This is a genomic window from Marinilabilia salmonicolor, assembly GCF_003003035.1.
Classification (GTDB): domain Bacteria; phylum Bacteroidota; class Bacteroidia; order Bacteroidales; family Marinilabiliaceae; genus Marinilabilia; species Marinilabilia salmonicolor_A.
The window spans coordinates 125037-147963 of sequence record NZ_PVTS01000002.1; the positions used below are offsets into that span (position 1 = coordinate 125037).

Annotated in this window: 20 protein-coding genes and 1 tRNA gene; 6 read left to right on the top strand and 15 right to left on the bottom strand. The window is 44.4% G+C overall.

The genetic code is table 11. From position 1 onward, the window contains the following. Positions 1–125: 125 nt before the first annotated feature. The 6 genes from BY457_RS02155 to BY457_RS02185 form a co-directional block, all read right to left on the bottom strand. On the bottom strand, positions 126–1076 hold the full coding sequence (locus BY457_RS02155) for a hypothetical protein (RefSeq protein ID WP_106151690.1): 951 nt from the start codon (positions 1074–1076) through the stop codon (positions 126–128). Positions 1077–1116: 40 nt separating this feature from the next. Beyond that, complete coding sequence (gene purD, locus BY457_RS02160; RefSeq protein WP_106151691.1) at positions 1117–2385, bottom strand: phosphoribosylamine--glycine ligase; 1269 nt, start codon at positions 2383–2385, stop codon at positions 1117–1119. Continuing rightward, on the bottom strand, positions 2382–3041 hold the full coding sequence (locus BY457_RS02165) for a polysaccharide deacetylase family protein (RefSeq protein ID WP_106151692.1): 660 nt from the start codon (positions 3039–3041) through the stop codon (positions 2382–2384). The genes purD and BY457_RS02165 overlap by 4 nt, the downstream gene beginning before the upstream one ends. Continuing rightward, positions 3034–6111: a glycosyltransferase family 117 protein gene (locus tag BY457_RS02170; protein ID WP_106151693.1), complete on the bottom strand. Its 3078-nt coding sequence runs from the start codon at positions 6109–6111 to the stop codon at positions 3034–3036. The genes BY457_RS02165 and BY457_RS02170 overlap by 8 nt, the downstream gene beginning before the upstream one ends. Before the next feature lie 183 nt (positions 6112–6294). Next, a complete protein-coding gene (locus tag BY457_RS02175) occupies positions 6295–8088 on the bottom strand; it encodes a hypothetical protein (RefSeq protein WP_106151694.1) in 1794 nt (597 codons plus the stop codon). 356 nt (positions 8089–8444) lie between these two features. Continuing rightward, a complete protein-coding gene (locus BY457_RS02185; RefSeq protein WP_106151696.1) occupies positions 8445–11351 on the bottom strand; it encodes a glycosyltransferase family 117 protein in 2907 nt (968 codons plus the stop codon). Between the two features lie 161 nt (positions 11352–11512). Here BY457_RS02185 and BY457_RS02190 point away from each other — a divergent pair. Next, positions 11513–11583, top strand: a tRNA-Gln gene (locus BY457_RS02190). Between the two features lie 57 nt (positions 11584–11640). Here BY457_RS02190 and BY457_RS02195 read toward each other — a convergent pair. Then, positions 11641–13533, bottom strand: a complete 1893-nt coding sequence (locus BY457_RS02195) for a PAS domain S-box protein (RefSeq protein WP_106151697.1) — start codon at positions 13531–13533, stop codon at positions 11641–11643. 290 nt (positions 13534–13823) lie between these two features. On the opposite strand from BY457_RS02195, the gene BY457_RS02200 reads away from it, so the two are divergent. Then, positions 13824–14300 (top strand): hypothetical protein, encoded by a 477-nt coding sequence (locus BY457_RS02200; RefSeq protein WP_106151698.1) that lies wholly within the window; start codon positions 13824–13826, stop codon positions 14298–14300. A gap of 32 nt (positions 14301–14332) precedes the next feature. Here BY457_RS02200 and BY457_RS02205 read toward each other — a convergent pair whose 3' ends face one another. From BY457_RS02205 to BY457_RS02215, 3 genes are all read right to left on the bottom strand, one after another. Beyond that, the gene (locus BY457_RS02205; RefSeq protein ID WP_106151699.1) at positions 14333–14926 is read right to left on the bottom strand and encodes a TlpA family protein disulfide reductase; all 594 of its coding nucleotides are present in this window, start codon (positions 14924–14926) and stop codon (positions 14333–14335) included. 81 nt (positions 14927–15007) lie between these two features. Next, the gene (locus tag BY457_RS02210; RefSeq protein ID WP_106151700.1) at positions 15008–15706 is read right to left on the bottom strand and encodes a hypothetical protein; all 699 of its coding nucleotides are present in this window, start codon (positions 15704–15706) and stop codon (positions 15008–15010) included. An 80-nt stretch (positions 15707–15786) separates the two neighbouring features. Next, entirely contained in the window at positions 15787–16167 is a 381-nt protein-coding gene (locus BY457_RS02215; protein WP_106151701.1) for a hypothetical protein, read from the bottom strand. Between the two features lie 31 nt (positions 16168–16198). Here BY457_RS02215 and BY457_RS02220 point away from each other — a divergent pair, with 31 nt between their 5' ends. Continuing rightward, positions 16199–16579, top strand: coding sequence for a hypothetical protein (locus BY457_RS02220; protein WP_106151702.1), 381 nt, complete (start codon positions 16199–16201; stop codon positions 16577–16579). 4 nt (positions 16580–16583) lie between these two features. On the opposite strand, the gene pyrH is transcribed toward BY457_RS02220, so the two are convergent. Beyond that, entirely contained in the window at positions 16584–17288 is a 705-nt protein-coding gene (gene pyrH / locus BY457_RS02225) for a UMP kinase (protein WP_106151703.1), read from the bottom strand. A gap of 429 nt (positions 17289–17717) precedes the next feature. Here pyrH and BY457_RS18945 point away from each other — a divergent pair, with 429 nt between their 5' ends. Next, positions 17718–17909 carry a hypothetical protein gene (locus BY457_RS18945; RefSeq protein ID WP_181256315.1) on the top strand — a complete coding sequence of 64 codons (192 nt, stop codon included), beginning with the start codon at positions 17718–17720 and terminating at the stop codon, positions 17907–17909. A 308-nt stretch (positions 17910–18217) separates the two neighbouring features. On the opposite strand, the gene tsf is transcribed toward BY457_RS18945, so the two are convergent. From tsf to rplM, 4 genes are all read right to left on the bottom strand, one after another. Continuing rightward, positions 18218–19045, bottom strand: a complete 828-nt coding sequence (tsf, locus tag BY457_RS02235) for a translation elongation factor Ts (protein WP_106151705.1) — start codon at positions 19043–19045, stop codon at positions 18218–18220. A gap of 66 nt (positions 19046–19111) precedes the next feature. After that, positions 19112–19960, bottom strand: a complete 849-nt coding sequence (gene rpsB / locus BY457_RS02240) for a 30S ribosomal protein S2 (RefSeq protein ID WP_106151706.1) — start codon at positions 19958–19960, stop codon at positions 19112–19114. A 101-nt stretch (positions 19961–20061) separates the two neighbouring features. After that, a complete protein-coding gene (gene rpsI, locus BY457_RS02245) occupies positions 20062–20448 on the bottom strand; it encodes a 30S ribosomal protein S9 (RefSeq protein WP_010664804.1) in 387 nt (128 codons plus the stop codon). A gap of 5 nt (positions 20449–20453) precedes the next feature. Further along, positions 20454–20909, bottom strand: coding sequence for a 50S ribosomal protein L13 (gene rplM / locus BY457_RS02250; RefSeq protein ID WP_106151707.1), 456 nt, complete (start codon positions 20907–20909; stop codon positions 20454–20456). Between the two features lie 619 nt (positions 20910–21528). Here rplM and BY457_RS02255 point away from each other — a divergent pair. Both BY457_RS02255 and BY457_RS02265 read left to right on the top strand, forming a co-directional pair. Beyond that, positions 21529–21999, top strand: a complete 471-nt coding sequence (locus BY457_RS02255) for a nucleoside deaminase (protein ID WP_106151708.1) — start codon at positions 21529–21531, stop codon at positions 21997–21999. A 237-nt stretch (positions 22000–22236) separates the two neighbouring features. After that, positions 22237–22761: a DNA-3-methyladenine glycosylase gene (locus tag BY457_RS02265; RefSeq protein WP_106151709.1), complete on the top strand. Its 525-nt coding sequence runs from the start codon at positions 22237–22239 to the stop codon at positions 22759–22761. Positions 22762–22927: the final 166 nt, after the last annotated feature.

Here is a 22927-nt window from a genome sequence, read left to right on the forward strand (position 1 = left end):
AACGTCCCAGGGAAATTGTAATACCTCTCTACCCGCGTTTTATGTATAAGGTTAACAAAAGGTGCTCATACTTTTTTATGACTTTGAGCCTGCTTGCACCTTATCTGTCTTATGTAAAAAATGAATTACATAAAAAACTGCACAGCAGCTGTACCCACCACTAAAAACCAAAGAAAAAATTCACGCCAGAATTTTGCACCCATCTTGTCGAACCAAAAAGCCAGTACAATTGCCGGCCCAATGGCCAAGACGGGTGTGAGTTCCACTGAAAAATAGGGAGTCAGGCAAAGTGCAGCTGTAACCAATATCAGCCACACAACCACTCTGAAATGCTTTCGGGTAATAATTTTCTGGGTGGGAATATATCTCACAAGAGTAATCAACCCTACTAAAGTAAGCAAAATAACCACAGGAAGATAAATTTGAGAAACCAGATTGTGACCAAACTGGCCGGTATTGCTGAACAGGTTCAGTACAAAATAAACCCCAAACTCCTCCACACTGGAGAAAACAAAAAAGTAACCTGCACTCAGGATTAAAGGCAGAATAAGCCCGAGCAAACTGGCGATAAAGGAACGTACCGAAAGGACCCTCAGCACCCCCATTGCAACCACAATCATCGGGTAAAGATAGAGCCCTTTGGCATAAAACAGCACACCAATACCAAGCAGCACCCCTCCATCAAAACATCTGACTTCTTTGCGGGAGGAGGCAGGAGCTCCCATTATCCGCTCTATCCCAAGCAAGAAAAACAGTGCAAACATCCATACCATATGCAAACGCTGCACACTCAAAAAGCCACTGACCAACAATCCGAAAATCAAAGCGGGAAGGACCGACTGCCTGCCCAATAAACCATAACGGCCAACCACCCGGTTGACCGTAAAAGCCGTCAGGACAGCAAGCACATAGGAAAACACCGCTGCCCAAAATACACTTTGCCCAAAAACAGGACGAATCAGCCACTCCCACAAGGGCATATGTATCCCATCGAAACTAATTGGCTGAACCCCCTCAAAAAGAAAAACCCTGACCCAAAACAAGAGCAATATAAAAGGGACAAGAATAAAAGCCATTAAGCTATTATTGTGCAACGTCCTGTAGAGCATTTTTTAATTACTTTAAATCAAACCCGATGTCCTTTCGGTAATACTTCTTCTCAAACTGTACTTTTTCTGCATTCCGATAGGACTTCTCAAGCGCCTCATCAATAGAGTTTCCAAGCGATGTAATCGCCAGCACACGGCCTCCGGACGTGAGGACTCCGTTGCCGCTTGTAGTCCCTGCATGAAAAACAATACTGCCTTCTACGTGGTCAAGGCCCAAAATGTTTTTACCTTTTTCATATTTTCCGGGATAACCACCGGAAACCATCATCACAGTTACCGCGGTACGCGGATCAAACTTCGGTGTCAGATCTTTCAAACGACCTGCAGCAACCGCTTTAAACACCTCTACCACATCCGATTGCAGCCTGGGCATCACCACTTCAGTTTCCGGATCTCCCATCCGCACATTGTATTCTATCACATAAGGATCATTTTCAACTTTTATCAATCCGAAAAAGATAAATCCTTTGTAATCGATTCCGTCTTCTTTTAATCCGTCAATGGTGGGTTTAATAATGCGATTCTCCACCTTTTCCATGAATTCTTCATCGGCAAAAGGCACGGGCGAAACAGCTCCCATTCCTCCCGTATTGAGGCCTGTATCCCCTTCCCCGATTCTCTTGTAATCCTTAGCATCTGGCAGAAGCATGTAACTGTGTCCGTCCGTAACTACAAAGACCGACATTTCAATGCCAGACAAAAACTCCTCAATCACAACAGTGTCACTGGCTTTGCCAAATTTACCGCTGAGCATCATCTGAAGCTCATTCTTTGCTTCGTCAATATCATCAATAATCAAAACCCCTTTGCCTGCAGCCAATCCGTCGGCTTTCAAAACATAAGGTGACTTCAACGTATTCAGGAAACGCTCCCCCTCATCAATGGTATCTGAAGTAACAGCCAGATAGCGGGCTGTAGGGATTTTATGCTGAACCATGAACTGTTTGGCAAACTCCTTGCTTCCCTCCAACTGGGCCCCGCGGGCCGAGGGACCGATAACCGGTACGGATGAAAGTGCAGGATCATTCAGAAAAAAATCGACAATTCCTTTAACAAGCGGAACCTCAGGGCCTACAATTACCATATCAATGTTGTTTTTGATTACGGCATTTTTAACCCCGTTGAAATCGGTGGGATCCACATTCAGGTTTTTTCCAATCAGTCCGGTGCCCGCGTTTCCCGGTGCAATAAAAAGATTATCCAGCAGCGGACTTACCCTCATTTTCCAGGCAAGTGCATGTTCCCTGCCCCCCGATCCCAGAAGCAAAATATTCATAATTTCCTCTTGTTTTGGTTTATAGAAGTCAATAATTCTGTTGTATAACCATTGGCTTTGAGCCAATTCAAAACTGCGGGCAATGCCTCCTTCAGGTTAGGCCAGGCCTTTAATGAATCGTGAAACACAATAATGGATCCGGGCCTCACATTACTCAATACATTATCAACCACCTTAGCAGGAGAAAGTGAGCGGTCATAATCGCATGACAAAACATCCCACAAAACAACCTGCAATCCCTTTTTTTTAATTCCTGACACCCACCAGGGAAAAATTATTCCGTGAGGTGGTCGAAACCAATTTACCCTGCCACCATATTCAAGCCCTCTGTCAATATCCTTAAAATACCGGTTTCTCCCGGTTTTATGACCGGGCCGGTGTGCAAACCCGTGCGCACCAACGTCAAAGTTCTCCCGGAGAAGCTTTTCATAGACTCCGGGATATTTTCTAACATTATCGCCGATGCAAAAAAACGTCGCTTTTGCACCCGAATCTTTCAGCTGGTCAATAACCCAGGGGGTAACTCCCGGCACCGGGCCGTCATCGAAAGTGAGGTAAACACGTTTTTTCTGTGTATTTTCCCTCCACAGGGTGGCCGGAAAGAGCCATCTCACCCACAGTGGGGGCCTCACAATCCATGAACTCCTATTACTCAAAAAATCCCATTTTCTGAAGACTTGAATTGTACTCCTGATCCAATCCCTCCAGTATTTCTTCCCGCTCAAAACTCTCAGCAGTACGAACTATTTCTCCGTAAATCGCCATATTGCGACGAATGTCGTTCATTACCCGATTCCGTTTGCGCGGCGACAACGAAAGGAAATAATCCAGCTCCTGGAAGTTCACTTCAGCAAACCCTTTCAGAATTTCATCTCCTTTTTCAAACTCCCCGCCATTGTAATAGCCTTCCGCCAGGAAAATGGAGAAATAATTGTGCGGAATTCGGTCGGCGGGAAGTACTTCCATCGCCTTATCCAATACATCCAATGCTTTTTCAGTCTTTCCCTCATTCAGCAATGCAGTGGCCAAACGCCCCATATTGTTCCGGATATTGATGGCCATACGCTGGTGGTTCTCATCCAGGTAAACCCTTGGGTCCTTGAAATTTTCCAGATTGTAAACCTCCATGAAATTGCGATAGGCCTTTTCAGTATCAACCCTGCCGGTGAGCCCCTGCTGATTACTTCCTTTTATCGGCACAATTCTGTAACCAAATCCTTCGAGCTGGAAATATTTATCCAGTCCTACATAATTATCGCTTCCTACGGTCACAGCATAAAATATCGGACGTTCCCAGTCGTTGGTAGCCAGCATATCCAGCACAATCATCTCATTTTTGAGCAGATAATCCCTGTTTCCGAGATTAATTTCCATCACAGAATCAATCAGGTGAGCATATTCCTCACTAACAAAATCCTTTTGTAACAACTTGAGACTGTCGGCCGGCAAACTAAATGAATTTGAAGGAAGATATTCAATTTCCTCACTGTAACCGGGAACTCGCTTGGTTCTTTCATTATCACTTTTCAGAAAAGCCATAGCCTCCTGTAAGTCAGGAGCTCCTTCAGTTCTGTTTATCAGATAAACCATATCACGGGTACCAGTCACATACTGATCATGAGTCATGGAGATGGGAAGAGGATCCGATTCATAGGCTTTTCTCTTCATCTGATCGATGTACCAGTCGGTTTGCAGATAGCTCAGGTTACACACTCTCACATCCGTACGTACACCCTCTACCTCCTGAACATACCAGAGCGGGAATGTATCGTTGTCACCGTTGGTATAGATAATTCCGTCTTCATCAATTGTATTGAGATAATTGATGGCCAAATCACGGGCAATAGTCCGGTGCGACCGGTCATGATCGTCCCAGTTTTCTGCCGCAAGAATGCCCGGCACCAGTCCAAGTGCAATTAAAGTGGAAGCCAGAGCTGCATTTCTGCCACCGAGGATCTTTCGCAGACCATCCACCAGAGCCAGTACACCCAGACCAATCCAGATAGAGAAAGCATAAAAAGATCCGGCAAAAGCATAATCACGCTCACGGGGCTGAAGCGGAGTCTGATTCAGATACAACACAATGGCCAGTCCGGTAAGGAAAAACAGGAGCATCACGATCCAGAAACCCTGCTTGCCCTGCCGGCCGGAGCCATACTGAAAGAGTAAGCCAATAAGCCCCAATAAAAGGGGCAGGAAATAATAAGCATTTCTGGCAGGATTGTTCTTCAAGTGATCGGGAAGTTTACTCTGGTCTCCAAGCATGGCATTGTCGATAAAAGGAATACCGGAGATCCAGTTGCCGTGATGCAACTCGCCATGACTCTGAATATCGTTCTGACGACCGGCGAAATTCCACATAAAATAGCGCCAGTACATATGACGTATCTGGTAATTAAAGAAGAATTTAAGGTTTTCGCCAAACGTGGGCAGCTGAATGGTTTTGGGCTCTCCGTTGCTGTCTCTAACGGAAACAGGACGTCCTTCGATATCCGCCCACTTTTTGTATTCTGAAATATGGGACTGCTGACGACTGTACATCCTGGGAAAGAAGGTAGTGGTATTGTCGTCAAAAACATACTCGGGACGATACTGAACGATCTCGTACTTACCGTCCTTTTTAATTCTGACAGGCGACCCTTGCTTTGCCTGTGATGCCTGCCGGTCAATCACTGAATTGTAATATTCCCCGGTAAAAAGCGGACGATCACCATACTGCTCACGATTGAGATAGGATATCAGAGAAAACACATTATTGGGTGAGTTCTGATCCATGGTTGGTTCGGCAGCAGAACGAATAACAATCATGGCAAAGGAGGAATAACCGAAGATAATAACCGTAATAGCAGTAAGGGCGGTATTTAAAACCACCTTTTTGTGCTGATAGGAGTAGTAAATTCCAAAAATAAGTCCGCCAATGAGCAGAATTCCGTAAACCAGCAATCCTGAATTAAACGGAAGTCCCATTCCATTAACAAAAGCCAGTTCGAAAGCTCCGGCAACTTTGGGAACACCGGGAATAATTCCATAGAGGATGAAGAGAAGCAAAACGGCAGAGATACCTAATGCCCTCAATGTATTGTTTTGGGTAATCTCGAATTTCTTAAAATAGTAAACCATTACAATGGCCGGAATAGCCAGCAGGTTCAGAAGGTGTACACCAATGGATAATCCCATCAGGTAGGCGATAAGAATCAACCATCGGTTGCTGTGGGGCAGATGAGCCACATTCTCCCATTTGAGGATGGCCCAGAAAACTGCTGCCGTAAAAAGACTGGACATGGCATACACTTCGCCTTCCACAGCCGAAAACCAAAAAGTATCTGTAAAGGTATAAGCCAGGGCACCGACCAAACCACTTCCCAGAACAGCCCAGTAACGCCAGTCCTCGGGAGACTCCTGATTATCCACAAAGATTTTGCGGGCCAGATGAGTAATGGTCCAAAAAAGGAATGCAATGGTCATGGCACTCGCAAGTGCAGACATTGAATTTACCATTGCAGCTACATAAGTTTCATCGGGAGCAAAAAGAGAAAAAAAGCGCCCCATCAACATAAAGAATGGTGCTCCGGGAGGGTGACCTACCAATAATTTATAGGATGCTGCAATAAACTCACCGCAATCCCAGAAACTGGTTGTCGGCTCAATGGTCAACAAATAAACCATGGCTGAAATCAGGAAGGTCAGCCACCCCAATGCGAGATTAAACTTTTTGTATTGTCTCATCTGTATCTTGTTTTCCTTCGTTTTTGGCGTTTCAAAAAACAACTGACAACAGGCTGATGGCGGCAGGTTCCCACACCTCCATTTCACCAAAAGTATTTTCGGATCTGCCTGATTAATCAGAAGTTTGCCAAAAATACATAAAAGTTAGAAAAATCCCTGCTTTATCGGAACAGAAGTGAAACACTATTTAGTTTCTGTCCATAAAGTACCATTTACCTGTTTTTCAAAAAAGCTCAACCGTCCCAAAACATCAGCCACCACAACTCCAAGTTGCGCACTTTGCCGAATGTACATATCGCGATAATACTCAATAGATTCTGATATAGCCTGTAAAAACTTTTCATTTGCGGCCTTTTTCCGGACATCTGATTCTTCCTGCGGCTTCAATTTCTCAAAAAAGTAATTGACATACAGCTCCAGCTCTTTCAAAAAGATGTGTGGCCGATCTGACCGGCTCATGATGTTTTCCCGTCCGTAAATATGATCTGCCATCTCCTTTAAGGAAGCCTCTTTGTCAAAATAAGCCATATTGGGTCCGGGACAAACAGAGACTCCGGCACCTTCCCTTGTATGGGAAATGCCGTTGGCAATAAGAGCAGAAGTCCCCAGACCTACACAAATACATGACTTTTCGGTAATTTTCTTAATTTCCTTATCGATGGCTGCCTGCGATGACAGTTCTGCTTCGGCCAACAGGATTTTTTTCCGCTGATACTGACGGGAAGCAGTACATACCGGACGCCCTGAAAATTCACTATTCAACGAACAATATTGTTTGGTACAGTTGCTTCCCGGACGGTTGGCTTCGATTTTGCGCTTTTTTTCCAGGTCCTTGGTATTTCCCCTCAGGTTATTAAAAGGAACACCCAAAGGGGATATATCACTCAGGTAAAGATCCTTTTCTTTAGCCCGGCCAAGCTTATTGATGGTATCGGCATCAATACTAACGGCCTCGGGCACCATCAGAAAAGGTGTTCCCCACCCCACGGAATCCAAGTGATAATGGTGAAGTAAAAACTGGTGTTCGTCTGCTGTCCCCACACCACCCTGCGCAGAAAAACGCATTACAGGGGGTTGCTCAGGGCAGGTCATCCCTTTTGCTGCCAATCCTTCACAAAAAGTACGAAACTGATCCTCAATCAAGTCCTTTCTTTTCTGTTTAAATTCCTCCAACACAGGCCCCAAAAGGTTTCCCTGTGAAGCAAAAGCATGGCCTCCGCAATTGAGTCCCGATTCTATACGAAATTCCGACACCCAGATCCCTTTTTTGGCAAGCATTTTCCCCTGCACCACCGCCGAGCGAAAATCACTTACTTTAATGGTCACTTTCTTCTTAATCACCCCTTCCGGATCGGGGTAAAAATCATCCCATTTCTCCATATAACTAAAAAGACGGGGATTCATTCCAGCAGATAGCACCAGCGAAGAGGACAAACTACTTTTTGCAAAGCCACGCAATGCTGCATGAGCATCATTAAACTCCACGGGCAACTGCTCACTTCCTGAAAAGTTAGGTTTGTCCAGCTTGGTCATAATATTCACATCGATCTGACCGGGATGCAAATTTTCAAAGACCCAATCTTTCAAGTCGCTAAAACTTGCATTTTGTTTCAGGTAAAAATAGGTCTGCCGTGCTTTTGAGAAGTCAGGAAGCATTTCAAAATATTTGTCAACCTCCTCACTTTTTCTGTTGAAGGAACTCTTCATACCGGCAATCTTCTCTTTTACCATACCATCCATCAGATCTAAAAAAGCTGTGATGCGACGGGCCCTAAAATCGGCAACTTTGGAGGAGATACCCTGAAATGGAGAGTTCATGCTTCTCGTGTGGAACTCCCTCATTTTCTCCATCAGCATATCATCCACCAGTGATACCACGGAGGTGATTCCAAAATGAGCCAGTTTGAGAGGACTGTCTATGGTATATCCAATGCCCATAACAGGCACGTGGAATGTGTGGGGACTAAAATTGTACATACCCTTTAAATTATTTGGTGCCCGATAAAATGGACACAATTGAGAAATCAAAGATTTATTCTGAAAAGATGGGTAGAAGAAATCGAAATGATAGATATTCACAGAATAATTTTGCCAACCACGGATGTTTGGTTGCAACAAACTACGCCCTCAACCCGAGGGTTCCCATGCAGGCCGGTTACCCCGGCTTTCCTTATTAAGCTCCGGAATTTTCCGGAGATCGAAGGTGAATATTGTCAAAAAAGAATTAATCCACTTGTTCTTAACATTTATGCAGACAAAGGTAAGGAAGAATATCAGATTCGACTCATAAATATTGTAAAAACAAACCGCTTGAATCAATTAAAACAAACCGTTCAAAAACTGCAAATCCGTTGAAGCTCCATTTCCAACTCCACAGCCTGCCTGTCCATCTCAAGCTGTTTGGCCAAACGATGCAAATCTCTGAAAAACCGGCAATACCGTTGCTTCAGATACTGTAAATCAAAACCGGAATAATAAAAAAAGTACAAATCGGATAAATTTACGTAGGCAATATTGCTTACCAAACCGGCAGCCTGATCAACATTTCCTGTCAACTGCAGCAACTGTGCCGTTTGGAGCATCAGATCCTGATCCTGCATGGGAGAAAAGGGCCACTCCCGCAAACTTTTCTTCAGCACTGCTCCTGCACGTTCCTCATCTCCTGCTTCCATCAGTTCCCGGGCCAACGTTAAAGCTGTCTCCCGGTATCCTGATGTGGAAAGGGCCTGGCGGCAGGTATTATCGAACCAGGGCTCACCTCTTAACAGGGAAATACTATCAGAAAAAAGGGTCCATCGTAACTCTAATTCGGCGAAAGCTTCTTCATCCGATAATCTCCCGGGACCCAGCTTCATATTTAACCCAAATGGTTGCAGAAGATTCTGAAGCCCCCCAATTGACGCGACTTCCACATTGCGCGTAAAACAAACCGGACGCTGATGCACATTGCTTGCTACCACATCCAGCAAGGCAAGGTCTCCTATGGACAAATAGGATTGATCAAGGGTCAACTCCATCTTTTTTCCATCCGGCAAAGTCATTTCCCACTGAGGATGTATTCGCTCTTCAGGGTTTCCACTCTCTCCGGCGTCGATCCCGGCTCCAAGAGCATTCAAAACTTTAATCCCCTCCACCGGAGCAGAGAAAATCGAGGACACCGGAAAAAAGGTCACTGCATTGCTGCGATAAAAATTCTCCGGCAAGGTCATTTCCAGAGCCCCGTTTCCCTTTTGTGAATTCCGCAGATATTGCTGATACCAGAATGTATGTAACAAACCAATATTCACGATTTTTACATCAGGGCGAACCATCTCTACTTGCTGAACATACCACAGAGGATAAGTATCGTTGTCGCCATAGGTAAACAGCACACTTCCCGCAGGACAACTGCGCAATTGAGACATTGCCAGATCACGGGCAAGATATCTTTCCGACCGGTCATGGTCATTAAGGTTAACCGAAAACAACAACCCGGGCCCGGCCAATAAAAGCAACAATCCGGACAATCCCGTAGTCAGGAATGATTTTGAAAAATGAAGAACGGTTCGTAGAAGCGCATAAATCCCAACCCCTCCAAACATAGCAAGAGCCATAAATGAGGCTACATAAACATAATCCCGTTCACGGGGCTCGTAAGGTGGCTGATTGAGATACAGCACCAGCAGGGGCCCGGTCATTAAGAAAACCGTTCCAAGAATCATCAACACCTTTTTTCTTCCGGGTCCTTTGGACAACAGGAAAAACAGTCCCGCCAAAATAAATATAAGCGGAAGACCGTAATAATAATTGGCTGAAGCACTGTATGTTTCTCCGGAATGACGATGCTCACGGCTGCCCAGCATTTGCCCGTCGATAAATCCAATGCCTGATGCCCAATTTCCCGAAACAATGTCTCCATGCCCCTGGTCATCGTTCTGCCGGCCCGCAAAATTCCACATCAAATAACGAAGATAGCTGTGCCCCACCTGATATTTGAGAAAAAAATCAACCTGATGGGCCAGCCGGGGTGTTTCCGCTTCACCATCCAGACCCGACCACCACTCATAGCCTTCCTGGTGATAACTCTGGCGACTGTACATACGGGGGAAAAACACATAATCATCCGGATCATAAGAGAAAACAGTGCCGGCAGGAATCTTCTCATAAACAGAATCCTCACTGTCAAAAACATATTTATCAATATTTTTCCAGTCCTCTGCCTGCGCCCACGCATGGGATCCCACCACCAACGGCCGGCTACCGTATTGTGTGCGATTGATATAGTCATGCATCGAAAAAACATTGTCCGGTGCATTCATATTAATATCCGGATTGGCTGAGGCTCTTACAGGTATCATCAAATAAGAAAACCATCCCATAAGCAGCAGTCCTGCGATGGTAAAACCCATATGCACCAGCGGATATCTTTTAAAGGAAATAATCATGCCGAAAGCTATTGCACCTGCAAGAAATATAAGCCACAACAAAACTCCGGAATGTTGAAAGAATCCCCACTCATTAACCAGTAACAATTCAAGTTTCATGGCAGGCCAAAGTCCAAATGATATCAGACCAAAAAACAACACGCCCAAAATGACAAACCCAATAAGTAACCCCAACAGGGTTGTTTTAATCCCGGCTCCGTAAACTTTCCAAACAAAAAGCAAAACAAAGACGGGGGCCATCAGTAAGTTAAGTAAGTGAACACCCATGGAAAGTCCCAAAAGAAAGACCCCAAGATAAAACCACCGGGGGGATGCACCTCTGCCCACATACCACTTGAGAAAGACCCACAATGTAACAGACGAAAAGAAGAGGGACAGCGCATACACTTCAGCTTCCACGGCAGAATACCAGAAAGAATCGGTAAAAGCAAAAAGCAAGGCGCCAACACCTGCGGCCAGTTGCTCAACCCAATGAACAGGCTCTTGTTCCTGATTTCTGACCATCCGGAGAAGAAGCACCAAAATATGAAAAACAAAAAATACCGTAAATGCGGAAGCTGCAACCGATAAAAAGTTGATAAACAATGCAATGTATGTTGGTCCGGGGGCCAAAATCGAGAACAAACGCCCCAGCAAAAGATATATCGGCGCACCCGGTGGATGCGGTACCTGAAGCATGGCAGCAGAGGCAATAAATTCACCACTGTCCCAAAAGCTGACAGTTGGTGCCATGGTTTTGCCATAAACAAACAATGAAACGCCCAAAACCAATAACCCGGGAAATTTTTTTTTCAGATATTTCAACCCCTTATGCATCACAAATAATCTTTTGGCTGCTAAACTATTGCAAAAGCCCCATAAAAACAAGACTCAACAGAAGTTGAATAATCTTTAATTTTTTTGAGAAATATTTTTTGCGGGTTCATTAAAAACATCCTATATTTGCATCGCTTTTGAAGGAAAAAGCACTCAATGATTGTCCCGTTGTGTAATGGTAGCACAGATGGTTTTGGTCCATCCAGTCCGGGTTCGAATCCTGGCGGGACAACAAAAAAGCTGTAAATCGGATGATTTACAGCTTTTTTTTATGTCTTTTTTCAGAGTATCAATGCCCCTCCTCCAATTTCAACGGAATCTCAAAAGTAAAGGTGGTTCCCTTTCCGGGGACTGAATCCACCCTGATTTCTCCGTTCATGGCATTGGCCACCCTCTGCGAAATGGCCAGTCCGATACCAATGCCCCCGTATTTGGCATGATCCTGTCCGTCGGCTTGCCGAAAGAAATCAAAAATCACCTCCTTTTGGTCATCCGGAATCCCGATACCCGTATCCTGCACGGATAGTGCAATTCGATTCTGGCTGCATTTGAAACACCCGAGTTTCACAAATCCCCTTTCGGTAAACTTCACGGCATTTTTCACAAGGTTAACAATCACCTGATACACTTTACTCTTATCGGTCACAATTTCAACATCCCTCAATGTCGGATCTATTTCATTGAGCGAATCCACCACTTCATCCTTCCCATATTTATAAACAATTTCCTGAAGATGCTTACCGAACTCATCGAAGAGATCGCCCAATCGGAAAGTGGCAGGACGTAATCTGATCTTTCCATGTTCAGACATCGCCAGTTCCAGAATATCATCAATGATTGTCATTACCTTGAATCCTGCCTCATAAATAAAGCCGGCATATTCCCGATTGCTCTCCTGTTCAGCTGTATTTTGAATAATATCGCTAAAACCTAAAACTGCATTAAGCGGTGTGCGAAGTTCATGGCTTACAGAGGCCAGAAATGCAGATTTCAGCCGACTGCTTTCATTGGCCATATCCCGGGCAATCTCCAGTTCTTTACGGGCATTCACCTCACTGGTCCTGTCCTCAAACATCCCTATTATCTGAAGTTTCTCAAAAGCATCAATGAAAGACCTCACTTTTAACTCCCCCCACACAATACCCCCATCTTTACGAATGTATCGTTTCAGCATCTCATAACTGTCGCGCTTTCCCGCTTTAAGCTCTTCAAAAAGCAACAAATCCTTTTCCAGATCTTCTGAATGGGTGAAATCGGCAAATGTCATTTGCAACATCTCCTGCCGGGTATATCCGGAAATATCTGCAAACTTCTGGTTCACCTCCAGCAACTCTCCTGTTTCAGCCACCAATGAAATACCGATAGGCGCCTCTTCAAACAAACGCCTGAACCTCAACTCACTATACTTCAACTCCTGTTCAGCCCGGACCTCGGCATCCACATCGTTGATTAAGACCAATAACGTAGGCTTTCCACGATAGTCGAGCTTTTTAACTTTAAAATCAACCCAGACTTGAGCACCGTTTACGGATAAAATTTTAGTTCTGTAACTTTCAGGAACTTCTAGTCCAGCCAGTCTCTTCACATAAAATTCACTAATCCTTTCCCGCTCTTCAGGAACAATAAGATTAATAAACGGAGTACCTACCAACTCATCAAGTTCTTTATGGGTATAAGCAGTGAAACTATTGTTTAAGAACTTCAGCAGCCCATCCTGAATAATAGCAACACCGGAGTGCATATTATCAACAAGCATCTGATAATCGGACTGTGCCTGTTGAAGCTTATTTCGCGCAATAATTTCGGAAGTGACATCGGTAAGATTAAGATAAACCCCGGAAGGGGATTCTTCGCCATTCTCAAAAACAGGTATTGCATTGACCTTTAGCCAACAGTAAGCATTCTTAACCGGATGATAAAAACCTGCAATTTTATCGTTTACGGGAAGTCCGGTCTTCAGGGCAATTCGGGATGGTTGCTGATCAATGGGGATGTCTTCGCCATTTTCGGCAAGCAAACGCCAAAAGGAAACATCATTCTCTCCTGACATTAAATCATCCAGACTTATGCCAAGCATTTCAAGAGCAGCCGGATTGGCACACATAACCGCCCCCCTCTTATCGAAACAAACCACGCCGGTTGGCAAAGTCTGAAATAAAATATCGTCACTAAAATCCCTCATAATCAACAATCCCGAAGACTAACAACTCAAAAATTCATGAGTCTTTACAAACAAATCATTCTACGCAATCGGGGTGCCAGGGTTTGAAAAAAACCAAAAACAATTAAAAAAAATACTTAAACTGAGTACTGAATACCAATGCAATACAATAACAGAAACATAAAATCGTTAGTAACAGCACCGACCAAAACCAGAAAACCAAACCATTTGGTACATCTTTTGTTAAATGAACAAGCAGACAAAACAAACTTTACGTAAATTTGTGGTCAAATAGTAAAAACAATGATAAGATGAAGAAAACAGGGTTAATACTTTTTGTGCTTTTCATGGCAATTCCGGCCATTTCAATGGCCCAGAGAGGCGACAATGCCATCGGTCTGAGATTCGGTGGCGGAGTGGGTTATGACACAGAGATTACATTCCAGACTCCATTCGACAACAACCGTGCAGAACTGGATCTCGGATTTGGTGGAAGAGGCGACTTCAGCTACTGGAAATTAACCGGACTCTACCAGTGGGTAATGCCCATCGAAAGCGGTTTTTACTGGTATCTGGGTGTTGGCCCCTCATTGGGAAGCTGGGCGCATGACGATCTTGATGACAGTGGTGTATTTCTGGCAGCTGCCTTAAATGCAGGAATTGAGTACAATTTCTCAGAGGTACCGCTTCAGGTGGCCATTGATACACGACCTGAATTGTCGTTTGTGAATCCCCCGGACGATCCGTTTGGATTCGGACTTGCACTCTCGTTGCGATACAGATTTTAAAAGAATTAAAAAAGCGGTTTTCACCGCTTTTTTTAGTTTATAAGATTGTCCAGCATCGATTTCATTTTCGTGGAGTTCCATTTAGCTGCCCCTGTTTTGCTGATCAACAACCGTCCGTTGGGCCCTATCAAATAAGTTGACGGGATGGTGGAAGTTTCAAAAACAGCAGGCACTCCTCCCCTGAGAATGTAGATAGGAAAGGAATAGTCATGCTTTTCAAAGAAAGTCTTTATTACATCAACCGACTCATTGCTTACCAACACAAAAGCTACTTCATCCTTATACTCATCATACAGCTCCTGAATGGAAGGCATTTCTGCAATACAGGGAGGACACCAGGTGGCCCAAAAATTCAAAAAAACGGGTTTCCCCTTAAAGTCGGCGAGTTTCATCATTCCATCCGCTCCTTCCATCTCCATCTGCATGGACCAGTCCCTGTCAGACAGATAAACGACATTCTCTTTTTCGGATGGAGAAAACAATGTTTGCCTGATTAAAAATGCAGACAGTGGTTTCCGTGTTGCAGGAAACAGCATTGCAATCAGTAATCCCGCAAAAATAAAATCCAGTGCAATGGTCCACCACCGTTTTTTTCTGCTGTACTTCTCCCAAAATTTTTTTAGCATATCGGTCTGTTTAATGATCACTGAATTGATTTAAAACAATTTTCCGGCTTCCCGGTTCATGTCCCGGTAAACTTCACGCTGCTACCTCACCAACCATGCCAGCCAGGAGGGCAATGCATACGCACGATATTTCTTACCATCGGTGGTCTCCACAGATGCTCCAACCCTGTTGCTGCTGCTAAGATCGGGTATCTTCTCATAAAACTGCTCCAAATCCAGAACCAGCCTGTGACTTGTTCCGGGGGTTAACGTCAGGGGAAACATATCCTCCTGATTGCTGCCTTTAAGTCTGAAAACCCGCTCTTTTCCCCACTTACCAAAGACAAGGTTGGGTGGCAGAAAAGTAAGCCCTTCATCTGTTTTGTTTACAATTACAATTTTTAAAATGCGACGGCCGGTCACCGAATCATGCGATCGGCTTGCATGAAACATTACTCTTCCGGGCAGCCATTTGCGCACAGTTTGCTGCACGCTCTTTTGCTGGAGTAACCAAACCAGGCCAAATGCAATGGTCAGCAACAAAAACATGATCATAAAGCTTCCGGGCCCCTCATTCTCCTGCATCTGCCGCTTGGTTACCAGTTCCTCATAAGTTTTAAGGGTGGTAATTTCATCGTTCTGCACCGGGGCTGAGTTTCCCTGCTCCTGTTGCTCAGAAGGGGGGGCCTGTCGGTCACGGGGCGACTGGTTGCAATAATTTATCAGGAATAGAAAAAACAATCCTGCCAGAATGAATTTCCCGTATTTTTTCAAATATGATTGGAAATCGAATTGCCTCATGACAACTGATGGTTTTAGTTTTTAGTTTATAGAGAATAGTTTGTAGCAAGGTTGCTTATCCTGGAAGCTAAGTCCCATGCCTACTGAGGAAAGGGCTGCAATCCTTTATAGTTGATAAAATACTCCCCGTCAAGTTCAGGTTTACCCATCTCCTCATCAGTCTCTCCCTCAGCATTGGCAATGCCCACACTGGCAAAATAACAAATGGCTTTATGTTTGTTGGCATGCATCGTCACACGCGCGGCAGTCCTGGGTTTTAAAACACCCATATCAGGAAAACGTGCGGTACGGACCACGATAAAAAGCATTTGCTCATCTTTGCGCGCCAGAATTTGGGGATCAACATCCTCCTCCTTCCGTACATTCAATACTTCATAGCCTTTGTCCACCAAATCCTTATATACCACTTTGATCCCAAGAAAGTGTAGCTCCTCATCGTTCATCTCTCTTTTTTTCCCCATTTTCTGTTCAAATTTTTATTATTTTTGCACCATGTGGATTTTACTATTAAGCATTGCAGCAGCGCTCATCGTCGCCCTGGTTATCAACAAATTGACCTCAACAAAGGAAGAATCCAAAGAGGCTCCTCCGTCAGATTGTTGCGGTGCACATGAGGTATGCGACAAAGAATCTCTTATTGCCCATACGCATGGTGAAATTATCTATTTCAATGATGAAGAGCTCGACCGCTTTAAAGGTCAAGCCCCGGATCAATATACCCCCGATGAAACAGAACAATTCCGTGAAGTCCTCCTTACAATGCATCCACATGAAGTAAATACCTGGCTTCGCAGCATGATGGCCCGCGGCATCAGACTACCTCTTGACGTACGGGAAGAGGCCCTGGCAATTCTAAAACGCCAAAGGGCCTAGTAACTCACTTCACGAGGGTACCTATTTTCTCCCCTTTCATCACCTTCATCAGGTTGCCTTTCACATCCATATTGAAAACCATTATTGGCAACGAATTCTCTTTACACATGGTGGTAGCGGTCAGGTCCATTACCTTTAATCCACGGTTGTAAACCTCATCAAACGAAATGGTATCAAACCTGGTAGCTGAAGGATCTTTCTCCGGATCGGCAGTATAAACACCATCCACACGGGTTCCTTTCAGCATCACGTCGGCTTTCACCTCAATGCCCCGAAGTGCAGAAGCTGTATCGGTAGTGAAATAAGGATTTCCTGTGCCTCCTGATATAATAACCACCTCTCCGTTGTTCAATGCATCCAATGCCTTTGGCTGGGCATACAACTCCCCAACAGGCTCCATCCTGATGGAGGTCATCACACGCGTTCGTGTGCCCATTGCATCAAGAGCAGAAGCCAGGGCCAGACTATTAATTACTGTTGCCAGCATTCCCATCTGATCGCCTTTGTAGCGATCAAATCCCTGGGCTGCGCCACTCAGACCACGAAAAATATTGCCTCCGCCAATGACAATGGCAATTTGCACACCGGCTTTTACCAGCTCACTGATCTGCCCGGCATAATCATTCAACCTTTCGGAATCAATGCCATGTCCCTGCTCGCCCATGAGCGACTCTCCGGAAAGTTTTAGTAGAATTCGTTTGTACTGCATAATGGTTTATTTGTTTTCCGGACACAAAAATACAAATAAATTCAGGGGTTTTCATTTTTTGGCAGATACTCTTTTGGGAAGTCCAGTCAGAGGGCATATGGAGCGGGAATAAGTTAACAAGGCAGAAGATAGAAGGCAGAAGAAAAAATGTCAACGGTAGCTCGCCCGTTTCAGAGGTTGCTAAAAAAAGATTTAAAGATCTAATAATAAAACGATTATAGCCAGCCATTTCATTCAAAGTGCAAGGTATTTCAAGTAAATCTTTCAAAAAGTTTGCACTAGTGATGGTTAATAGTCAAAAGATTACTGTTCAAAGGATTTTTTCTAGGTTAAACGACTTTCCCTGGTTAAAAGGCGCGGTGGCCTGTCCGTTTTCCGGGCCGGCGGATAGCGGGAAGCCAAAATGGGCGACTTTTAAGGCCTTGCGCAATGGCCGGAAATTTTGGCTTTCGCGGGCGGATAGGTTTAAACGGACTATATTTTTTTGCTTCTTTTTGGAGCAATGCCAAAAAGAAAATCAATAAAGAAATTAAAATTGGTCTGCTGACTTTTTCAGCAGCCCCTATTTTATCCGCGAAATTGGATAATTTTCTTATTTCCTTAGGAGAAAGAGTTCGTTGAAGTGTACGTACTCCTCAATCTGTCTGCTCCAGCCCCCGCGGAGCGACAGTTTGGTCATAATGACATTACCATAAATAGTGCCCTTCTATAAACTAAGCAAAGTTTCTCAAGTTCGCTGTGTCTGTTCAGAAGGTTTCGTTTACAAGGCTTGCCATTAGCGGAAATGCGGAGTTTACTCGAGTAAATGAGCAGTTTCCGCTAATGGCGTAACGCAGTAAACGGGACTTTATGGACAGATACTAAATAAAGAAGCCCGATCAAATAAATGACCGGGCTTCCATTATATTGCGAAAAATTATCAGCAATGATTAGCTGTTCAAAGAGTAACGCTCAAAAGCTGTAACAGTAAGCTCTTTGTCGGCACCTTTCAGGTATTGCTCAATAGACATCTTGTTGTCTTTCACAAAAGCCTGTTGCAACAGAGTGCTTTCTTTGAAGAATTTACCCAAACGCCCCTGAGCAATTTTGTCAAGCATAGCTTCGGGTTTACCTTCGTTACGAGCCATCTCTTTACCGATTTCCAACTCTTTATCAATAACATCCTGGGGAACTGAATCCTTATCAACAGCAACAGGAGCCATAGCAGCAACCTGCATGGCAACATCTTTACCCATCTGCTCTTCCAGGTCAGCTTTATTAAAACCAACAAGGGTAGCCAGTTTGTTACCGGGGTGAATGTAAGCAACCACTTTTTCTGCTTCAACCACGTTGAAAGCAGCCAATTCAAGTTTCTCACCAATCACACCAATCTGCTCGGTAATAACGTCTTTAACAGCAACTCCATCCAATTCCAGCTCGTTCAGTTCAGCAAGCGTTTTGGCTCCCTGAGTAAGTCCGAGATCAAGAATAGACTGAGCAAGAGCTACGAAGCTTTCGTTTTTAGCCACAAAGTCGGTTTCGCAATTCAAAACCACCAAAGCACCTTTTTTGGCATCATCGGTAACTTTTGAAAGCACAACGCCTTCGGTAGCTTCACGGTCGGCACGCTTATTGGCAACAGCCATACCTTTTTTACGAATTACTTCAACAGCTTTATCGAAATCGCCGTCGGCTTCCTGAAGGGCTTTTTTGCAGTCCATCATACCGGCGCCGGTCATTTGTCTGAGTTTGCTTACATCAGCAGCAGTAATAGCCATGATATATAGTTTAAAGGTTATTAATAAGAGGAGGTTCGCTTAAAAAAACGAACCCCTCAAACAATACTACTCTTCTTTTTTTGTTTCCTCGTCTGAAGGTTTTGCTTCGTCAGAAGAAGAGGCAACCGGTTGCTTGTCGGCAGTGTCCTCTTTGCGGGCACGTGCTTTACGACCTTCTCCTTTGTTACCACCTTTCTTGTCACCCTGAGGCTCTTTGTCTTTCTCAGCTTTACGCTCAGCCAGACCTTCTTTGATAGCCTGAGTCATGATGTCCACGATCAGCTCGATCGAGTTGGAAGCGTCATCGTTGGCAGGAATTACAAAGTCCACTTTATTGGGATCTGAGTTGGTATCAACCATACCGAAAACAGGGATATTCAACTTTTGGGCCTCTCTCACGGCGATGTGTTCTTTCATCACATCCACCACGAACATAGCAGCAGGAAGACGATTCAAATCTTTGATTGAACCCAAAGTTTTTTCCAGTTTGGCACGCTGACGGGTAATCTGCAACTTCTCACGCTTGGAGAGACGGTTCCAGGCATCGTCGCCCATCAGTTTGTCGATTGAACCCATTTTCTTAACGGCCTTACGCACAGTTGGGAAGTTGGTAAGCATACCACCCGACCAACGTTCGGTAACATAAGGCATATTGATAGCGCCAACTTTATCAGCAATAATATCTTTTGCCTGCTTTTTGGTAGCAACGAAAAGAATTTTGCGGCCCGACTTGGCGATTTGTTTTAAAGCATCAGCAGCCTCTTCAATTTTAGCAGCTGTTTTGTGCAGGTCTATAATGTGGATTCCGTTGCGCTCCATGAATACATAAGGAGCCATAGCGGGGTTCCACTTTCTTTTGAGGTGACCGAAATGTACTCCGGCCTCTAATAGTTGATCAAAATTAGTTCTGGGCATTTTCTTTTGTTTTTTTCGTTTACATTCTGTTTAACGCAACCATTAAGTAGTCCTTTACGCGGAATCTTAACAGTTTAGATACTAAACGTACCAGACGATTATTAACGCTTGCTAAACTGGAATTGTTTCCTTGCTTTTGGTTGACCGGGCTTCTTACGTTCCACAACACGAGAGTCGCGGGTAAGAAAACCTTCTGCACGCAAAGCAGGTTTGTTTTCTTCGTTGATTTTCACGAGTGCTCTGGCAATTGCCAGGCGGGTAGCTTCAGCTTGTCCTTTGATACCACCACCTGTGAGCGTCACTTTGATATCGTATTCACCGGCAACATTGATGGTATTCAAAGGTTGCTTAACGATATACTGAAGTGTGGGGGTGGGGAAATACTGAGCCAAATCTCTTTTGTTGACGGTAATCTGACCTTTTCCCTCACTTACATAGATACGGGCAATGGCCTCTTTCCTTCGTCCAATTGCATTAATCACTTCCATACTGCTTATTTAATGGTATTAATATCAATTACCTTTGGTTTCTGGGCCTCATGCTTGTGCTCGCTACCTACATATACGAAAAGGTTTTTGAACAGCTTGTTTCCCAGCTTATTTTTTGGCAACATTCCTTTGATGGTATGCTGAACCAGTTTGGTGGGGTCTTTGGCAAACATCTCGGCAGGAGTTGTTTCACGCTGACCGCCCGGATAACCACTGTGCGAAAAGAACACACGATCGTTCCATTTTTTTCCGGTAAGCTTCACCTTGTCGGCATTGATAATAATGACATTATCGCCACAATCCAGGTGAGGCGTATAATTGGGCTTGTATTTACCACGAAGCAATTTCGCTACGCGGGTACCCAAACGACCCAGCACCATATCGGTGGCATCTACTACAACCCACTCTTTGTTAATGGTAGCTTGTGAGGCCGATTTTGTTTTGTAACTTAAAGTATCCACAGTCTTCCTCTTTTGAAAATTAGACCTACATTAAAAAAATAAATTCACACAACACATAGCTGTATCTCTTGCTGCCATTGACGTCGGGCAAACAGCAACAGCAACAAATCATCTGCAATACAATCACTTGTGTCGTTTAGCACGGATAATAATCGGCCGCAAAAGTACGGCTAATTTTATTAATCACCAACCTTTTAGAGATAAAAATTGGCAGGGAGCATGGGGCAGGAGCAATGGGCAGAGAGCATGGCGCGGAGAGCCTTGGGCGTAGAGCATGGGGCAGGTCAAGGCTCTTAGCTGTTGACTCTTAGGTAAAGAGTTGAAAGCATAGGAAAGGGAATGACTTGTCCTGAACAAGCATTGCAGCAGATGTCAGTCATTCAAATAATTACAAAATGAAAAGTCAACCTGTATCAGGACGGCGCAACACGAAACCCGCAACTCAAAAACAAAAATTCCCCCTTCGCTTACCCCCTAACCACCTGAAGGGGGAACGCCCCCCGCAGCGCCTCAACTAAAAGCACAAATCCTAAAAATCAGACACGAAACTCGGAACTCTTCTCAATTTCCTTAAACCACAAGATTTCTTCATATTTGCAAGTCGTAAAAAGATAAAAAAATGAGCAACCACGAAGAATATATGAAAATGGCAGCGAAGCTGGCAGAAGAGAATGTGAAAAATGGAGGAGGGCCCTTTGCAGCGGTAGTGGTAAAAGACGATAAAGTTATTGCCACAGGCTGTAACCGCGTGACCGACAAACATGATCCCACTGCACATGCGGAAGTGGAGGCCATTCGCAAAGCCACCCAAAAACTGGGCACCCACGACCTCAGCGGCTGCACCATTTACGCCAGTTGTGAGCCTTGCCCCATGTGTTTGGGTGCCATTTACTGGGCACGGCTGGATCGTCTTTTCTTTGGTAACACCCGCTCCGATGCAGCCTCCATCGGATTTGACGATGAGTTTATTTACCTCGAACTTGAAAAACCTATTGATCAACGCTCCATCCCTACTCAGCAAATCGTCACGAAAAACATTAAAGATGCCTTCGAGCATTGGGCTCAAAATGAAGATAAAAAAGAATACTAATTAGTGTTTGTCCATAAAGTACCATTTACTGCGATACGCTTGCCCGAAAAATCCTCATCCCGATTGTGTTTTTTGTTGGTTTTTTTCAAAAAACCTTACATAAGTTACTTCGGGACTGCGTATTTTCGGGCTTCGCAGGCCCCCGAAGAAAAATCGGGGCAGGCTTTGTAATTGGCACTTTCTTGACAAACACATAACCAGAAATAAATTTTGCTTAGTCTATAGATAAACACTTCTATGAGATTACCCCGCGACTTTTTCTCCAGAGATGTACTGGAAGTAGCTCCCGAGCTTATAGGTAAAATCCTGGTGCGGCGATTTGATGATGGCAGCGAACTCCGGCTTACCATCAACGAAGTGGAAGCCTACAGAGGCGAAGAAGATCTGGGATGCCACGCCAGTAAAGGACGCACACCCCGCACCGAGGTGATGTATCATCAGGGAGGCCTGGTATATGTTTACCTCATCTACGGAATGTACTGGCTGCTCAATTTTACCACAGGAACCGAAGGTCATCCGCAGGCAGTTTTAATTAGGGGAACTACAGAAATTCAAGGGCCGGGACGCATCGGACGTGCCCTCAATCTTGACAAATCCTTCTACGGAGAAGACTCCATTTCTTCAAAACGTTTGTGGGTAGAAAACAATAAAAACCTGCCCGGGAAACCTAAAATTATCACATCACCCCGAATTGGAATTGACTATGCAGGTGAGAATTGGGCCGGAAAGCACTGGAGATTTATTGAAGGAAACGGATCATGAAGGGCTCCTGTGTTTACAGCTTTCGCAAAAGATACCATATCGGCGCTGAAGATCTTGCATGCTGAAAGGACCGTTAAATATCCGACCCCCTCAATCTAAAAAACATGATAAATTTCATAAAATAAATTAAAACCATTAATTTTGCATCAACCCCATTAATGCAAAA

Coding starts and splice junctions, on each gene's coding strand:
- BY457_RS02175 (WP_106151694.1), bottom strand. CDS start 8,088: ATGTACAATTTTAGTCCCCACACATTCCACGTGCCTGTTATGGGCATT.
- BY457_RS02255 (WP_106151708.1), top strand. CDS start 21,529: ATGAGCAACCACGAAGAATATATGAAAATGGCAGCGAAGCTGGCAGAA.
- BY457_RS02215 (WP_106151701.1), bottom strand. CDS start 16,167: ATGGGGAAAAAAAGAGAGATGAACGATGAGGAGCTACACTTTCTTGGG.
- purD (WP_106151691.1), bottom strand. CDS start 2,385: ATGAATATTTTGCTTCTGGGATCGGGGGGCAGGGAACATGCACTTGCC.
- BY457_RS02200 (WP_106151698.1), top strand. CDS start 13,824: ATGAAGAAAACAGGGTTAATACTTTTTGTGCTTTTCATGGCAATTCCG.
- BY457_RS02220 (WP_106151702.1), top strand. CDS start 16,199: ATGTGGATTTTACTATTAAGCATTGCAGCAGCGCTCATCGTCGCCCTG.
- BY457_RS02170 (WP_106151693.1), bottom strand. CDS start 6,111: ATGAGACAATACAAAAAGTTTAATCTCGCATTGGGGTGGCTGACCTTC.
- BY457_RS02195 (WP_106151697.1), bottom strand. CDS start 13,533: ATGAGGGATTTTAGTGACGATATTTTATTTCAGACTTTGCCAACCGGC.
- pyrH (WP_106151703.1), bottom strand. CDS start 17,288: ATGCAGTACAAACGAATTCTACTAAAACTTTCCGGAGAGTCGCTCATG.
- BY457_RS02205 (WP_106151699.1), bottom strand. CDS start 14,926: ATGCTAAAAAAATTTTGGGAGAAGTACAGCAGAAAAAAACGGTGGTGG.
- BY457_RS02155 (WP_106151690.1), bottom strand. CDS start 1,076: ATGGCTTTTATTCTTGTCCCTTTTATATTGCTCTTGTTTTGGGTCAGG.
- rpsB (WP_106151706.1), bottom strand. CDS start 19,960: ATGCCCAGAACTAATTTTGATCAACTATTAGAGGCCGGAGTACATTTC.
- BY457_RS18945 (WP_181256315.1), top strand. CDS start 17,718: ATGGCCGGAAATTTTGGCTTTCGCGGGCGGATAGGTTTAAACGGACTA.
- BY457_RS02265 (WP_106151709.1), top strand. CDS start 22,237: ATGAGATTACCCCGCGACTTTTTCTCCAGAGATGTACTGGAAGTAGCT.
- tsf (WP_106151705.1), bottom strand. CDS start 19,045: ATGGCTATTACTGCTGCTGATGTAAGCAAACTCAGACAAATGACCGGC.
- rpsI (WP_010664804.1), bottom strand. CDS start 20,448: ATGGAAGTGATTAATGCAATTGGACGAAGGAAAGAGGCCATTGCCCGT.
- BY457_RS02210 (WP_106151700.1), bottom strand. CDS start 15,706: ATGAGGCAATTCGATTTCCAATCATATTTGAAAAAATACGGGAAATTC.
- BY457_RS02185 (WP_106151696.1), bottom strand. CDS start 11,351: ATGCATAAGGGGTTGAAATATCTGAAAAAAAAATTTCCCGGGTTATTG.